Annotated in this window: 14 protein-coding genes; 7 read left to right on the top strand and 7 right to left on the bottom strand. The window is 65.7% G+C overall.

All coding sequences use genetic code 11. The features are described 5' to 3' along the window. On the bottom strand, positions 1-924 hold a 924-nt coding region (locus K1X74_21060), incomplete at its 3' end, for an FHA domain-containing protein (GenBank protein MBX7168839.1). Between the two features lie 76 nt (positions 925-1,000). Further along, positions 1,001-1,366: a response regulator gene (locus K1X74_21055; protein ID MBX7168838.1), complete on the bottom strand. Its 366-nt coding sequence runs from the start codon at positions 1,364-1,366 to the stop codon at positions 1,001-1,003. A 375-nt stretch (positions 1,367-1,741) separates the two neighbouring features. Here K1X74_21055 and K1X74_21050 point away from each other — a divergent pair, with 375 nt between their 5' ends. From K1X74_21050 to K1X74_21030, 5 genes are all read left to right on the top strand, one after another. Continuing rightward, a complete protein-coding gene (locus K1X74_21050; protein MBX7168837.1) occupies positions 1,742-3,733 on the top strand; it encodes a M20/M25/M40 family metallo-hydrolase in 1,992 nt (663 codons plus the stop codon). Between the two features lie 284 nt (positions 3,734-4,017). Next, positions 4,018-4,713 carry an OmpH family outer membrane protein gene (locus K1X74_21045; GenBank protein ID MBX7168836.1) on the top strand — a complete coding sequence of 232 codons (696 nt, stop codon included), beginning with the start codon at positions 4,018-4,020 and terminating at the stop codon, positions 4,711-4,713. Positions 4,714-4,806: 93 nt separating this feature from the next. Next, positions 4,807-5,718: a UDP-3-O-acyl-N-acetylglucosamine deacetylase gene (gene lpxC, locus K1X74_21040; GenBank protein MBX7168835.1), complete on the top strand. Its 912-nt coding sequence runs from the start codon at positions 4,807-4,809 to the stop codon at positions 5,716-5,718. A 96-nt stretch (positions 5,719-5,814) separates the two neighbouring features. After that, positions 5,815-6,624, top strand: coding sequence for an acyl-ACP--UDP-N-acetylglucosamine O-acyltransferase (lpxA, locus tag K1X74_21035; GenBank protein MBX7168834.1), 810 nt, complete (start codon positions 5,815-5,817; stop codon positions 6,622-6,624). After that, on the top strand, positions 6,621-7,730 hold the full coding sequence (locus K1X74_21030) for a Gfo/Idh/MocA family oxidoreductase (protein MBX7168833.1): 1,110 nt from the start codon (positions 6,621-6,623) through the stop codon (positions 7,728-7,730). The genes lpxA and K1X74_21030 overlap by 4 nt, the downstream gene beginning before the upstream one ends. Before the next feature lie 29 nt (positions 7,731-7,759). On the opposite strand, the gene K1X74_21025 is transcribed toward K1X74_21030, so the two are convergent. The 4 genes from K1X74_21025 to K1X74_21010 all read right to left on the bottom strand — a co-directional run bounded on the left by K1X74_21025 (position 7,760) and on the right by K1X74_21010 (position 11,408). After that, the gene (locus K1X74_21025; protein ID MBX7168832.1) at positions 7,760-9,697 is read right to left on the bottom strand and encodes an ABC transporter ATP-binding protein/permease; all 1,938 of its coding nucleotides are present in this window, start codon (positions 9,695-9,697) and stop codon (positions 7,760-7,762) included. 70 nt (positions 9,698-9,767) lie between these two features. Beyond that, entirely contained in the window at positions 9,768-10,700 is a 933-nt protein-coding gene (locus K1X74_21020; GenBank protein ID MBX7168831.1) for an ABC transporter permease, read from the bottom strand. Positions 10,701-10,800: 100 nt separating this feature from the next. After that, on the bottom strand, positions 10,801-11,085 hold the full coding sequence (locus K1X74_21015; protein ID MBX7168830.1) for an acylphosphatase: 285 nt from the start codon (positions 11,083-11,085) through the stop codon (positions 10,801-10,803). A 29-nt stretch (positions 11,086-11,114) separates the two neighbouring features. Further along, on the bottom strand, positions 11,115-11,408 hold the full coding sequence (locus K1X74_21010) for a hypothetical protein (GenBank protein MBX7168829.1): 294 nt from the start codon (positions 11,406-11,408) through the stop codon (positions 11,115-11,117). Positions 11,409-11,495: 87 nt separating this feature from the next. Between K1X74_21010 and K1X74_21005 the strand changes: the two genes are divergently transcribed. After that, positions 11,496-12,581, top strand: a complete 1,086-nt coding sequence (locus K1X74_21005) for a hypothetical protein (protein MBX7168828.1) — start codon at positions 11,496-11,498, stop codon at positions 12,579-12,581. Here the strand turns inward: K1X74_21005 and K1X74_21000 are convergent. Next, a complete protein-coding gene (locus tag K1X74_21000; protein ID MBX7168827.1) occupies positions 12,532-12,999 on the bottom strand; it encodes an NUDIX domain-containing protein in 468 nt (155 codons plus the stop codon). The two genes, K1X74_21005 and K1X74_21000, sit on opposite strands and share 50 nt — an antisense overlap. A gap of 152 nt (positions 13,000-13,151) precedes the next feature. On the opposite strand from K1X74_21000, the gene ftsH reads away from it, so the two are divergent. Further along, positions 13,152-15,161, top strand: a complete 2,010-nt coding sequence (ftsH, locus tag K1X74_20995) for an ATP-dependent zinc metalloprotease FtsH (GenBank protein MBX7168826.1) — start codon at positions 13,152-13,154, stop codon at positions 15,159-15,161. Positions 15,162-15,206: the final 45 nt, after the last annotated feature.

The raw sequence follows: 15,206 nt of genomic DNA, 5'->3' as shown, positions 1-15,206 counted from the left end.
GGCCGGCTGATGGGCGATGGCGATCATCAACTGCAGGTGTTCATCGGTGAATTTGTTCCCGCTGCCCCCCGGCACCACGCGATCGGCCGCCGTGAACGTGTCGATGTAGATCACGCCGACCATTTCGTACCGGGCCTGCAGCGGCACGCAGATCGCCTCGCGTACGCCGAGTTGCACGATGCTGGCCGCAGCGCTCCACCGCTGATCGTCGCGGGCATTGCTCGTCAGCACCCCCTCGTTGTGTTCCATCACATAGTCGAGAATCGTCCGGCTGATCGTGATGCGTTCGGGCACGCGGACGCCCGGCCGGGCGCGGTAGGCCTTGGGCTCGAGCTGCTTTGTTTCCGGGTGTACGAGCATGATGCAGCCGCGATCGGCTTCGACCCAGTCGAAGATCAACTGTAGGATGCGATTGAGCAGTTGGTCGATATCGAGCGTGCGCGTCGCGGCCAGGGCCGTGCGATACATGAGCTGCAGATTGCTGCGCGCTCGATCGAGTCCCGCCGCGGGCACTCCGCCGGCGCCCCAATCGAAGATCCGGCTGCCTTCTTCGTGGGCGATGGCCCGGACAATGCGCGAGCCGTCGCCGCTGGTGCCGATATCGACTTGCTCGCCGATATCGCCGTCGGCCTCGTCGACGGCACCGGTAAACAGCAGCAAAGTCGTGCCGACTTGCACGTGGTCGCCGCTGGTCAGCTCGCGCGTGTCGACCCGTTCGCCATTGACGAAGGTGCCGTTGGAGCTGCCGAGATCGACGATCGTGCAGCGCTGCTGCTCAAGCCGCAGCTCGGCATGCTGGCGCGAAACCTCCGTGTCGTGCAGCTGGATGTCGCTGGCAGCCTCGCGGCCCAAGGCGACCACCGGAGGACGCAGCTCGAAGCGTGCCCCCTGGTCGTTGCCGCGAATCACAAAGAGCGTGGGCAAGCGGGCGAGTCCCGTGGCGGCGCGTCAGGTGGGAATAGCATCCCAGCCGCGCGGGAACGGGCATGCTCGAAGCGCCTTAGGCCGCTTCCCGTCGCTGGGCCAACAGTTCCTCGATTTTACGGACCAAGGGCCCATAGTGATAGGGTTTTGCCACGACCTCGGCCCCGGCGCACTCGCGCTGGCAGCGCCGAATGCTCCCCAGCACGACGATCGGCGTTTCCTGCTGCCGCGACTCGGCCAGTAGCGCCTCGGGCACGCCCGCTTCGTCAACTTCCAGGTCGAGCACGATCACGTCGGGGTGATGCGCGCGTGCCAGGCGCAGGCCGTCCTCGGAACGCTGGGCTTCGAGGATCTCGATGCCGCGATCGGCCAAAACGGTACGCAAGACCTCGCGGGTCTCGTCCTGACGATCGACGATCAGCACACTATGTCGCTCGACCAATTCGCGTGCCTCCTTGCCTGCGCAGGGTCGTCAACGTCGCCGGGGGCGCCCGTGGCGCGGCGGCGAACGGGACGGCGTTGCCGGGCGTCCTTGCCCGCCGACGCCTTCGTGCGGCCCCCGTCTTGGGGTTCGCACGAGGGTCGGGAGCATATCGAGCGACCGCGCTTGTGTCAAAACCGACACGCGCGACAAGCGAACGGCCCTGCGGCTCAACTTGACGCTAGTGCCGCAAGCACTGAGAATCCTTGGTTGGCGCGGATGGATAGAATGTTTGGGCCGCTTGCCGGCCGCCGTGCGCCCCTTGCTTTGCCACTCCCTCCTTCGACTTCGGTTCTCATGCGTAAATTTGCCGCAGCGGTCGCGATACTAGCAGTCTTGGGTACGACGCCTCTGTTTGCGGCCGACAACGCGACCGCCGACGCCAGCGCCGAGGCGGCAGTCGAGGCACGCATGACCTCGGCAGTCGGCTTCCTGGCGAGCGACGACCTCGAAGGACGCGGCGTCGGCACCGAGGGGTTGAATCGGGCCGCGGCCTACATCGCCGAACAATTCGCCGCTTTGGGCCTGAAGACGGAGATTTTCAACGGCGGCCCGTTCCAGTCGTTCAGCATGACCACCTCGGCCGAAATGGGCGAAAGCAACCAGGTACGCTTGCTGGGGCCCGCGGCGAGCGGCGGTGAAGCGCCCACGATCGAGTTGAAACTCGGCGAACAGTTCAACCCCTTGGCACTGGGCGGCAGCGCGAAGTTCGAATTGCCGCTGGTCTTCGTCGGCTACGGCATCACGGCCCCGGACGCCAACTACGACGACTATGCGGGCATCGACGTCAAGGGCAAGGCGGTCATTATCCTGCGGCACGAGCCAGAGCAGGAGAACCCGCATAGCGCCTTCGACGGCACCCGCGATTCCCGGCACGCGCCGCTGGTCCGGAAGATTTCCAATGCTTATGAGCATGGCGCGGCCGCGGTGGTGTTCTGCACCGACGAGGTGTATTTGAAGAAGCGGGTCGGTAATCGCCGCAAGATGTGGTTGAACGCCTTGGAAAAGCTCGCCGAGGCCCAACGCAGCGAAGCGGGACAAGCCGGCGACGATCTGGAAAAGCTCGCCGCCCGCGAAGACAAGATTCGCGAGCTGGCCGATGCCGTGTTGAATCAGGGCAAGCGGCTGCGCGAAGAATTGGACCCGTTGCTCAAGTTCAACCAGGGCGGCGAAGCGGCCGAAGGCCGAGATTTTGCCGTCCTGCACGTGTCGCGCGGTGCCTTGGCACCGGCCTTTGCTAGCATCGGTCACAGTCTGGGCGAGCTGGAGCAGCAGATCGACGAGGGCCCCAAGCCGCAGAGCTGCGAATTGACCGGCTGGCGGATCGCCGGCGAGGTGTCGATCGTCCGCCGCGAGGCCGAGGTCAAGAACGTCGTCGCAGTGCTCGAAGGCGAAGGTCCCCTGGCCGATGAAACGATCGTGATCGGCGCCCACTACGACCACGTCGGTCGCGGTGGACCGGCGTCGCTTGCTCCCGGATCGACCGATATCCACAACGGCGCCGACGACAACGGTTCGGGCACGGCGGCGTTGCTGGAGATCGCCCGGTTTCTGGCCACGCGCCCCGAGCGGCTCAAGCGGCGGGTCGTGTTCATTGCCTTCACGGCCGAAGAGGAAGGGCTGATCGGCAGCGCCCGGTATGTCCGCGAGCCCGCATTTCCGCTGGAAAAGACGGTGGCCATGCTGAACATGGACATGGTCGGCCGGCTCAAGGACGAAAAGCTGACGATTCAAGGCACGGCGACTGCCGAGGAGTTTTCGGCCCTGATCGATCGGCTCAACGAGCATTACGGCTTCGAGCTCAGCAAGACCAAGGGGGGCTTCGGGCCGAGCGATCATTCGTCGTTTTACGCGAAGAAGATCCCCGTCATGCACTTCTTCACGGGTTTGCACAGCGACTATCACCGGCCCAGTGACGACGTCGATCGTCTGAACATCTCCGGCATGCGGCGGATCACGGAGATGATCGAGGAAGTGACCGTCGAGCTGGCCGATGCGCCGGCTGCACCGAAATACGTCAACACGGGCGGCAGCGAGTCGCCGGCTGCGGGCGGCGACAGCGACCGGCCCTACTTCGGCAGCATTCCCGACTTCAGCCAGGACCAGCCCGGTTATGCGATCACGGGCGTCACCAAGGACGGTCCCGCGGAGAAAGCCGGCCTGCAAGGCGGCGACATCATCATCAAGTTGGGCGACAGCCAGGTGGGCGGGCTCGACGACTTCGACAGCGCGCTGCGGAAGTACAAACCGGGCGACAAAGTACCGGTCGTCGTCAAACGCGGTACCCAGGAATTGACGCTCGAAGTCACGCTGGCAGCGCCGCGCTAGCGCCGAGAAAACACCGAGAATTCCCGGTGTTTTCTGGTCGTTCGTTCGCCCGATGCGGAACCCTCAGGCGGCGGCTGATCTGGCCTTTACCCAACCCCCGCACGACGGCACAATACCGCCTCGATTTCGGGCACCCCGCCACGCCGCGTGGGCTTTCGCCGAGCGATTCGCCCCTGGCAATCGCCCGGTGCGAACCGAACGACCGGGTCAACGGATGACCTGCTCGGGCGTGATCGGCCACCGCGGTTTGGCCCGACTTGTGGAAAGCAGCAAGGAGCGCTCTTGTGAAGAAGCCCCTCTTCGTCGCCACGTTCGTGGCATTGTTCGGCATTCTGCTGGCCTCGAACGCATCGGCGCAGCAGGTTCCCGGGCGCCCCCCGGTGGGCGCGCCGCCGGCGGCCCCCGCCGCTGCGCCTGTCGCCAGCGTCGGCATCGCGGTCCTCGACCTCAAGCAGGTCTTCGACAGCCATGTCCGGTTCAAGGCGATGCGCGATGAGCTGATGCGCGACGTCAAGGTCGAAGAAGAACAAATGAAGCAGCGCCACGACGCGCTGCGCAAGATGGCCGAGAAGCTCAAGGACTACAACCCGGGCACGCAGGAATACAAGCAGCTCGAAGCCCAGGTGGCCAACGAGCAGGCCGACCTGAAGGTGGCCACGAACATCAAGATGAAGGACTTCACCGAGCGTGAAGCCAAGATCCACTATCACATCTACCAGGAAGTGCTCGACGAGATTAAGTACTTTGCCGAGCAGCACCGTATTGTCTGCGTGTTGCGATTCAGCGGCGACAAGGTTGATCCGAACAATCCGCAGAGCATCCTGAGCGAGCTGAACAAGTCGGTGGTGCACTACGATTCGCGCATCGACATCACGCAACAGATCATCGCCGCGATCAACGCCCGGTATGAGCAGCGCCCGCAAGCCCCGACGGCGACGCAGCGCAACGCTCCCCAGGGCGTGCCGCGCCGGCCGCAGTAGGCCCGCGCCGCGATCGACGGGCCGGGCGGCGCATCGCCCGGCCCCGACGGAGTGAGATGATTGACCGCCCTTGCACCGCACCCCACGCTTACGATGCCACAACCTCGACGACAGCGCACCTTGGGCCAGACCGCGGAAGTTCGCGGAGTCGGTTACTGGAGTGGGAAACAAGTCACGGTCGAGTTCCGCCCGGCCGAGCCGCACTCGGGCATCGTGTTTGTGCGGCGTGACCTGGGTCCGCACGCCCGCGTGCCGGCCAAGGTCGAGTACCGCGTCGAGGTTCCGCGGCGCACGGCGCTGCGATCCGGCGAGGCAGCCGTCGAGATGATCGAACATATCATGGCCGCGCTGGCCGGCCTGCGGATCGACAACTGTGAAGTCTGGGTCGATGCCGCGGAAATGCCCGGTTGCGATGGCTCGAGCCAGGCCTACGTCGATGCGCTCGACGCGGCCGGCACGGTCGAGCAGGACGCCTGGCGGCCGGTGCTCCGGGTCCGCGAGACGTTTCGCCTGGGCGACGAGGACAGTTGGATCGAGGCGGCCCCCGCCAAGCAGCCAAGCTGCCAGGTGAGGTTTCGCCTCGATTATGGTCCCGGCAGCGCGATTGGCCGACAGCAGTGCGAAGTCGTGCTCGACCCGGCGGCCTTCCGTCGCGAGCTGGCCACGGCGCGGACCTTCCTGCTCCAGGAGGAGGCCGATGCCCTGCGGGCCATGGGCTTGGCGGCGCACGTCCAATTGACCGACCTGCTGGTCTACGACCAGGACGGCCCGGTCGACAACGAATTGCGGTTTCCCAACGAGTGCGCGCGGCACAAGGCGCTCGATCTCGTCGGGGACCTGGCCTTGGTTGGTTGCGATCTGTCCGGTACGTTCACCGCCTATCGCAGCGGGCATCGGCTGAATGCGGAGATGGCGAAGGCACTGTTGAGCGAAGGCCAACTGGCGCACAGCGACCCAGCGGCCGCAGATCGGCGGGGGCCACGCGAGCGGAGACTGTCGGCCTAGCCTTGCGCTACCGGCCAAGCAATATGCCCGGCGAAAACGCACGTCGGCAGCACGGAGGCTGTCGAACCGCCCAGCCGGAAAACTCGGAGCGCCAAGATGGCCACGCACGTCGACCCTCATGCCGCCGTCGACCCCCGGGCCCAGCTGGACGATGACGTCCGCATTGGGCCTTTCTGCGTCGTCGGTGCGGACGTCCGCATCGGGCGCGGCACCGAATTGATCAGCGGCGTGACGCTGCTGGGCCGCGTCACGATCGGCGAACATAACCGGCTGTTTCCTGGCGCGGTGATCGGCGGCGATCCGCAGGACATTAGCTATCAGGGCAGTGCGACCGAGGTCGTGATCGGCGACCATAACCTGATCCGCGAAGGCGTGACGATCAACCGCGCCACGGAAAAGGAAGACGGCCGCACCGTCATCGGCAACCATAATTTTCTCATGGCCTGCACGCATGTGGCCCACGATTGCAAACTGGGCGATTCGATCGTGATGGCCAATGGCACGCTGCTGGGCGGACACGTACATGTCCACGACCATGCCTCGCTTTCCGGCGGCGTCGGCGTGCATCATTACGCCACGATTGGGCGGTTCAGCTTTGTCGCCGGGCTGAGCCGCGTGTTGCACGACGTGCCGCCGTACATGCTCGTCGAAGGGCATCCGAGCCGCCCGCGCTGCATCAACGTCGTCGCTCTCAAACGCAACAGCTTCGGCGCCGAAGACATCCACAGCCTCGCCGAGGCTCATCGCCTGCTCTACCGGGCCAAGGTCGGCCTGGAACACGCCCGCGAGATCTTGCGCAACAACAATTTGCTGACGGCCCAGGTGCAGGAATTGCTGCTGTTCGTGCAAACGCAGCAAGAAGGCAAGCACGGGCGAGCCCGCGAGAAAGTCAGGAAGGCTGCATGAGTCGCCTGCGCGTCGCCGTGATTGGCACCGGGCATCTGGGCAAGGCCCATGCCCGCATTTTGTCGGGGATGCCCGAGTTCGAGCTCGTGGCGGTGGTCGACTCGATCGCAGAGCGAGCGCGTGAAGTCGCAGCGCAGTATGGCGCGCGGCCGATCGAGGATATCGCGCAGCTGCCCGAACTTGTCCATGCGGCAATCGTGGCCACGCCCACCACGACGCACAAGGCCCTGGCCGAGCGGTTGCTCGAAGCCGGGCTGCACCTGTTCGTGGAAAAGCCGCTGGCGGACCAGGCGGCCGCGGCGGAACGGCTCGTCTCGCTGGCGGCCCGGCAGAATGTCGTGCTGCAAGTCGGCCACGTCGAACGCTTCAATCCGGCACTCGCGGCGGCGTTGCCCTACGTGCGCGACCCCAAATATATCGATGCCGTTCGCACCAGCGGCTTCACCTGCCGGTCGACCGACATCGGTGTCGTGCTCGATCTGATGATTCACGACATCGATCTGGCGCTGTCGCTCGTGCGGTCGCCGGTGATCGAGGTCCACGCCCTAGGGATCGGTGTCTTTGGCCGGCACGAAGACGCAGCCAATGCCCGGCTGTTGTTCGCCAACGGCTGCGTGGCCACGCTATCCGCCTCGAGAATCAGCTATGCGGCCCAACGGCGGATGCACGTTTGGACGCCACGTGGCTTTGCCGCGCTCGATTTCGCCACCCGTCAGACGACCATCGTCCAGGCCAGCGACGCCGTCCTGCGGCGCGAGTTGAATCCCGGTTCGTATGCGCCGGCCGAGCAAGAGCGCTTCCGCGCCGAGCTGTTCGAAACGCATCTGCACCGCGAGCAGCCGCCGGTCGAGCCACTCGATCAATTGACGGCCGAGTTGCAGGATTTCGGCGATTGCATCCGTCAAAGCCGCGTACCGCGGGTCAGCGGGGCCCAAGGCGCCAGCGCCGTGGCCGTCGCCGAGCTGGTGCTCGAGGCCATCGAGCGGCACGCCTGGAACGGTACGGCCGACGGTCCGCACGGATCGCAATACTCTTCGCGCCCGCGTGTGATCCCCGCGCCGCATTGGATGACGCAGCCCCGGCCCGACTGGAAACAAGCCGGCTGACATGTGCCGGACCTTCGCCAGTAGCCGGCCTACGCGGACCCGTTCGGGTTGCTGAACCGCTGGTACAGCACGTGGCGGTAGAGAGCCGAGCGATGCAGCAGCTCGGCGTGCGTCCCCTGGTCGATCAGCCGGCCCCCGTCGACCAGCACGATCTGATCGGCATCGCGCAGCGTGGCCATTCTCGAGGGGATCAACACGGCGGTGCGCTCGCGCAACGTGTGTTCGAGCACGTGGTCGATCATCTCCGACGTCGAGGTATCGATCGGCGCGACGGGTTCCTCAAGAATCAACAGGGCCGGATCGCGCAGCAGCGCCCGCGCCAGGCCGATGCGAAAGACCTCCCAGGCGTCGAGCCGAACGCCAAATTCGCCCACGACCGTGGCAAAGCCTTGCGGCAAACGTTGGATGAAATTGTAGGCCTGCGCCTGCTTCGCGGCCTCGGTGGCTTGCAGCAAGCCGTACCGCGAGTCGCCGCAGATGATGTTGTCCTCGATAGTGCCGGTAAACAGGAATCCTTGCTGGAGCACGAGGCCGACCTGGGCCCGGAGCGAGTCGAGCGTGGTCTGCCGAATGTCGACCCCGTCGATCAACACGCGGCCTGCCCTGGGGTCGTGAAAGCGGACGGCCAGACACGCCAGGGCCATGGCCGCGTCGTCGTCGGTAGCGAGGATCGCCAGCCGCTTGCCAGCCGCGATTTCGAACGTCGCATCGCTGATCACGACTCGGTCGCCGCGGTCGACCAGCCGCACCTGTTCGAAGCGCAGCGATTGGCCCAAAGGGCTGAGCGGCCGGGCGTCGGCGCGCTGTGCCACGGTCGGCTCGCGGTCGAGGTAGTTGAAGATGGCGCGCGCCGACGGTTCGGCGCGCCGGGCCGAACGCCGCGCACGGCGAATGCGGGCCAGCGGCCAGGCGGCGCACAGCAGCGAAATCGAAGTCGTCACGCAGCTGGCGGCCGACATCCGCGGCGGCTCGCGGAGCACGTTGACCGCGGCGATCGCGACGACGGCCCAACCCGTGACGACCAGCGCCGTCAATCCCAGCGGCGGACCCAGCATCTCCAACCAGTCGCGGCGCAGACCTGCCGTCTCGAGCCGGTCGAGCGTGCGTTCAAAGGGCTCGCCGGGCGTATCGGTCAGTCCAAAGCCGCGCACCAGGCGCACCTGGCGCATGGCATCGAGCAGCGTGGTCATCTCGCGGCCCAACCGGTCGCGCCAGATCGCTGCCCGCGGTAGGAAAACCCGACGCTCCAAAGCGGTCAGGCTGCGCCAGACGACGACCAACAGCAGAATCGCGGCGAGTCCGACCCAGAATTGTGTGAGGAGCACGCTGAGCAAAAACAGCGGCGTCCACAGCACGACACGGCTTTCCACCAGCCAGCGGTCGGCCAGACCCTGCCGTACGAGCTCGGTTTTTTCGTGGATCAATTCGGCCGGGCGCGGCTCGCGCGGGCCGGGCAGTTCGCAAGCGCCGACGCGAAAGACCTGCAGCCGCAGCGCGGCACGCAGCCGCCGGGCCGTGATCTGCGCCGCCGCGCGGCACAGCCATTCGTGCCACACTAAAGCAAAACCGGCCAGCGTCGTACCGGCCATGCCCGCAGCGATCAGCGTCCACAATGCGGCCTTGTTGTGATGCAGCCAGGTGAGTCGCTGATACATCCCGGTTAAGAAGGGACCATACCAGGTGTTCCGCGCCTGCCAGACCAGGGGGAGCAGACCCGTATCGGTGAACTGCGCGACGATGCCCTCGCGCGTGGGCGACGCGCCGCAGAGTCGTTCGAGCACCGGCGCCGCTTCGGGGGCGACTTCGAGTGCCCCGCGGGTGAACATCAGGTCGACGAGCATGCCCAGGACCAGGACGCTGGCCACGGCGCAAAGTCCGGCAAAGCCGCCGAGGAAATAGACGAGGATCTGGCTCGCCGGCGCAGGACGGCCAAAGCGTCGAGCACGATCGAACCACGGCGTGGCCATAGCGCAATTATCCACAAACAGCGCGTGATCGAGCGTCCCTGCCGGGTGCCCCCGGGCGAAGCCTGGCCGCTCAGGCCAGGTCGCGGTCCTCGAACAGCAGCAGCGCGACGAGCAAAGCGAGCGAGCTGTACAGCACGCAGTACAACAACGCCCATCCGAGATAGGCCATCGGCACGGGCTGGCTCGTGGCGATGGCGCCCTCGATCTTGAAATGGTCGAGCACGGGCAGGATCGTAGCGATCAACTGGCCCACAAACACCAGAATGGCGAATTTGCCCGCCGCGGCCTTGACCAGCAGCGGCACCAGATGTCCCAGTGCGTACACCGCGAAGCAAATCGTCAGGTTGGCGAGCATGGGCATCCGCGTCGCGATGGCCACGCTGATCGACGTGAGCACGACCGTTTCCATGAAGGCCAGGGCCAGGCCCGGCGCCACGCTGAGCATCTCGCGACGGCAATCCTCGACCGTGGGGTCGGGATTGGCAGTTTCCTTGGCGTCGTAGGCGAGCTTGTACGACACGCTCGCCAGGAACAGGGTGCCCAACACGAGAAACAGGACCACGACTGGACCCAAGACGCCGAGAAACTTGCCGACGATGAATTGCCGGCGGCTGACCGGTTTCGAGAGCAAGGTGAGCGAGGTGCGGCCTTCGATTTCTTCGGCGATCGAAACGCTCGCGCTCCACAGGGCCACGATCATGCCGGCCACGGTGATCAGCGTCAGGCCCGAATCTTTCACCACCTTCACGTCTTCGCCGAAGGTGTTGTAAGGGATAAAAGGAAAGATCAGCAGCAGCAGGATGCCCAGCAGCAGCACGACCGTGAACAGTGGCTGCGACAGCCCCTCTTTCATGGTTGTGACCGCGATGGCCGCGACGCGCGGCTGAGCGACGCGCAAGAGGAAATAGGCCGCCACGACGGCGGCCACGGCCACCAGCGCGCCGACCCCGGTCACCCACAAAGGCGTGACCCACGTGACCCAATTGACGGCCAACAACGACACCACCCAACTCCTCCTCGGTTCCGGGACGGCTGCCTGATCGCCCCCACTTGGCTACCGTATCCTAGCGGCGGCGGGGGTGTCAAACCGCGTGTCGCGCGCGCTAGTATCGCACCTGAAAATCCACGAATTCGCCGGTCGCTGGTTCGGCCCGGGCGTCCTCGTCGCGGATATAGCGTTGCATCGTCTCACGCAGGGCCGCCCTGAATCGGGCCACCTCGTCGGCGGCTCCTTCGACCACCGCGCGCACCCGGCCGTCCGGGAGATTCTGCACGAACCCCGCAACGGCGAAGCCTTGCGCGACGCGCACGACCGTCGCGCGGAAGCCCACACCCTGGACGCGGCCCGCGTAATACACGACACAGCGTTGGCGGTCCGTAGCGTTCATCGGCAACCCCAGAGGTGGCGCGCAGCGCATCAAGCGGTGATGACGTCTTCCAGCCGGGCGATCGCCACGACGTCGCGCAGGGCCAGCCAAACCTCTTGGCGATTGGCTCGGATCCCGTGCTCGCGGCATTCGACGACATAGCGTTCGCGCGTTGTGGCGGTGTCGCGCAGATCGTGCAGATCGGCCGTGCCGAGGACCAGGAAGCCCTCGGTCACCGCCGCTAGCGTGCCCAGGGCTACGAAGGGACTGGCCAAGTCGACCACCACTTCCCGGCCTACCAATGCTGCCAGCGGGTGGTCGCCGGCCGAAGTTTGCGAGTTCATGTCGATCTTGCTAGCAGCCGGTAAGGCCCTGCCCGGCGCGACATTGACGGCCGCCCGAGCCTGAACGTAGCCTGCGGTCGAATTCTGATGCGACCGTTTTACCTGCTCAACCTGGCCCTTGTCAGCCTGCTCGCGATGGCGGTCGCGGTCGGGGCCGCGGAGCCGTCTTTGCAGACCGAGTTCGTCGTGCTGCAGAACGGCGAGGTCTTGGCCGGTACCGTCGAGCCTGAAGGTGACCGGCTGGTCGTCCGCACGGGGCGCGTCGACGTGCAGGTGCCACGTCGCGAAGTGCTGTACCGCGGCCCGTCGCTGGCCGACTGCTATCAGCAGCGTCGGCAAGGCCTGCACCGCGATGACGTCGAAGGGTGGATTTCGTTGACCGATTGGGCCTTGGACCAGCGGCTGCTGGCTCAAGCCGAAAGCACCCTCGCGGAACTGCGCCGGATCGCGCCGCGGGACCAGCGCGTCGATTTGCTTGCCCAGCGCCTAGCCGGCGAGTTCCTGCGGCGACGCCGCGAGCAAGCCGCCGCCGCGCCGGCGGCCACGCAGACTTCCGATCCGCCCTTGCCGGTCGCCAAGGGAGCGCCTGCGGTGATGCCGGTTTCGGCAATCGCGGTGGCCGAGTTTGCTGAAACGATTCAACCGCTGCTCTTGAATCGCTGCGCACTGGGCGGCTGTCATGGACCCAGAGCCACGAATCGTTTTTCGCTGGAACGCACTGGCTCGCCGAAGAATGTGCGTCAATCGCTCACTTATCGCAATCTCGACGCGGCACAGCGCTGGATCGCCCGCGAAGACGCCTTGGCCAGCCCTTTGCTCACCAAGCCTCTCGCCGCGGGTCACGGGGGCCGTTCGCGCCCGGTTTTTGCCGGGACGCGTGACCGTCAATACCAGCAGTTGCTGCTGTGGGTAGCTCGAGTTGCGTCGCAGCCGGCGACGCCGCAGGTTGGGCAGCTCTCTGCCGCCGCCCCCGACCAGCACCCAACGGCAGTGGCGCATGTCGCTGCTACGGTCGCTTCAGATCCATTCGACCCCGAAGTGTTCAACCGGCGCTATCACCCGGTCGAGTCCACAGGGGCCGATGCCGAGGACGACCCCTTGGCGGTGTTCGACGAGCCGCCGCCTACACGACCGGCGGAGGCAGCGGCGGGCGGTCAACCTCCGCCGCAGTGAGGCCGGCGATGGCAATCTCGCCGCGGTCCAATGCGGCGAGGAACTCGCGATTGCTCGTCAGCAGCGCAGGCAGCGCGGCCATCTCGGTTGGAAGCAGCCAGTGCACGCTTTCGACTTCGGCCGGATTCGGCGCCAGGGCGTGCAATTCGTCGCTCCATTCGGCCAGCCACCACGCCAGCGCCACGCGCCAGGGCGTGACGCTTTCCCAGACGCGCGCAACGGGCCGTACGACGATGCCTAGCTCCTCGTGCAGTTCGCGGACCAGCGCTGCCGGCTCGCTTTCATCGCCTTCAATGCCCCCGCCGGGAAAACAGTAGGCGCCGGGTGCTACGACATGCTGCGACCGCCGGATGACCAGAAATCGCCCCTGCCGCACCAGAATGGCGACCGCTCCGCGGCGCACGATCGACTCGGACATGGCGGCTGAATCCCCCACTTCGTTCGGCCACGGGACAGCGCGCGACCGCGGCCTTTTGCCCGCCGTTCGACCAATCGCCCAGCGGCAGCGGCCCGGATACAATACCACGTTCGACGGATCAGCTTTTCGAGGCCCTAAGGCGACATCCCACCATGGAACAAAAGCCCGCACCGCAAGGGGAAGCAAACAAACCGGGCGCGCCCCGTCCTTGGCTGAGCACGCCGCTGGTTTACTTTCTGATCACCTTGGGGCTGGTCGCCTGGCTGTATGCGTTTGTCAAAGGCTCGGGCCAATACGAGAAGATCGACTACGACTTCTTTCGCGAGCAACTGGCCGCGAAGAACATCGCCGAGGTCGAGTTTCATGGCCCGGAACAGTTGTTCGGCAAGTTCAAGCACCCGCCGCTCGACCCCCAGGGCCGCAAGTCGCGCTCGCTCGACGGCAAGGAGGAAGTCCGCCGGCTGAAGGAGGATTTCACCATCACTCTGGTGCCGCCTTACCTGGGCGAGAACCTGGAGAAAGACCTGCAAGGCGTAAAGATCAAGACGCAGCAGGCGGCCGACAATACGAGCTTCCTGTTTATCCTGTCGATGCTCGTGCCGCTGTTGCTGTTGGGGGTTTTCTGGGTGATGTTCCGCCGTACGCGCGACCAGTTTCTCGGTGGCGGCATCCTTGGTTCGTTCAACAAGAGTCCGGCCAAGCGCTACGAGGGGTCGAAGCACGCGATCACGTTTGCCGACGTCGCGGGCCTGGAAAACGTCAAGGAAGACCTGCAAGAGGTCGTCGAGTTTCTCAAGAACCCCGAAAAATTCCGCAGGCTCGGGGGCAAAATTCCCAAGGGCACATTGCTGATGGGGCCGCCCGGTACCGGGAAGACGCTGCTGGCCAAGGCCGTGGCCGGTGAAGCCGGAGTACCGTTTTTCTCGATCAACGGCTCCGAATTCATCCAGATGTTTGTCGGCGTCGGCGCCAGCCGTGTGCGCGACATGTTCAAGACGGCCAAGGAGGCGGCGCCCTGCATCCTGTTTATCGACGAGATCGACGCCGTCGGCCGGGTGCGCGGTGCGGGGCTCGGCGGTGGGCACGATGAACGCGAGCAGACGCTCAACCAGATCCTGAGCGAGATGGACGGTTTCAGTCCGAACGAGGCCGTGATCGTGTTGGCCGCCACAAATCGCCCCGACGTGCTCGACCCGGCCCTGTTGCGCCCCGGGCGATTCGATCGGCACATCACCGTCGATCGGCCCAGCCTCAAGGGGCGCGAGGCCATTCTCAAGGTCCACGTTCGCGATGTCCCCTTGGCCGATGACGTCGACTTGCAGCGCATCGCCCACGGCACGGTCGGGCTGACCGGCGCCGACTTGCGCAACCTGGTGAACGAGGCCGCGCTGTGGGCCACGCGCCAGGGCAAGGAACGGGTCGACATGAGCGACTTCGACGCGGCCCGCGACAAGATCCTGATGGGTCCCAAGCGCGAGGAGATGCTCAGCGGCAAGGAAAAGGTCATGACCGCCTACCACGAGGCGGGACATGCGCTCCTGGCCTGGCTGTTGCCGGGGCTCGATCGGGTGCACAAGGTGACGATCATCCCCCGCGGCCGTGCGTTGGGCGTGACGCAATTGCTGCCCGAGGAAGACCGGATGAACATCAGCGAAAGCGATCTGCAAGCCCGGCTGACGTTCATGATGGGCGGTCGCGCGGCCGAGAAGCTGATCTTCAACGAGTACAGCGCCGGCGCCGAAGACGATCTGAAACGTGCCACGCAATTGGCCCGGCGGATGGTCACCCACTGGGGCATGAGCGAACGCCTCGGGCCGGTCGCCTATCGCACGGCCGAGGAACACCCGTTCTTGGGACGCGAGATCGCCGAGCAGCGCGAATTCAGCGAGCACACCGCGCAGGTGATCGACGAGGAAGTCGCCCGGCTGCTGCACTCGGCGGCCGACCGGGCCCGATCGCTCCTGGCCCAACACCGCGACAAGTTGGAACGGGTCACGCAGCGGCTGACCGAAACGGAGACGCTCGACGATCGCGAGATGGAACAGTTGATCGGACCTTCGGCCAACCAACAGCGCAGCGCCGCAAACGGTCAAAGCAACGGCTCCGGCGAAACCAAGCTCCCGGTTGCACTGGCGCCGCAAGGCGATGCCCAGGGGGCGTAGGACTTCGAACGCGGCGTCAGGCGTGTGCGCTTCCGGGCGAGCCAT

The organism is Pirellulales bacterium, assembly GCA_019694435.1.
Classification (GTDB): domain Bacteria; phylum Planctomycetota; class Planctomycetia; order Pirellulales; family JAEUIK01; genus JAIBBZ01.
This window is presented reverse-complemented; position numbering and strand designations above follow the sequence as displayed.

Bases quoted from the DNA above. Each gene is read 5' to 3' on its own strand.
- lpxC (MBX7168835.1), top strand. From the start codon at position 4,807: ATGCCACAACCTCGACGACAGCGCACCTTGGGCCAGACCGCGGAAGTT.
- lpxA (MBX7168834.1), top strand. From the start codon at position 5,815: ATGGCCACGCACGTCGACCCTCATGCCGCCGTCGACCCCCGGGCCCAG.
- K1X74_21030 (MBX7168833.1), top strand. From the start codon at position 6,621: ATGAGTCGCCTGCGCGTCGCCGTGATTGGCACCGGGCATCTGGGCAAG.
- K1X74_21025 (MBX7168832.1), bottom strand. From the start codon at position 9,697: ATGGCCACGCCGTGGTTCGATCGTGCTCGACGCTTTGGCCGTCCTGCG.
- K1X74_21015 (MBX7168830.1), bottom strand. From the start codon at position 11,085: ATGAACGCTACGGACCGCCAACGCTGTGTCGTGTATTACGCGGGCCGC.
- K1X74_21010 (MBX7168829.1), bottom strand. From the start codon at position 11,408: ATGAACTCGCAAACTTCGGCCGGCGACCACCCGCTGGCAGCATTGGTA.
- K1X74_21005 (MBX7168828.1), top strand. From the start codon at position 11,496: ATGCGACCGTTTTACCTGCTCAACCTGGCCCTTGTCAGCCTGCTCGCG.
- K1X74_21000 (MBX7168827.1), bottom strand. From the start codon at position 12,999: ATGTCCGAGTCGATCGTGCGCCGCGGAGCGGTCGCCATTCTGGTGCGG.
- ftsH (MBX7168826.1), top strand. From the start codon at position 13,152: ATGGAACAAAAGCCCGCACCGCAAGGGGAAGCAAACAAACCGGGCGCG.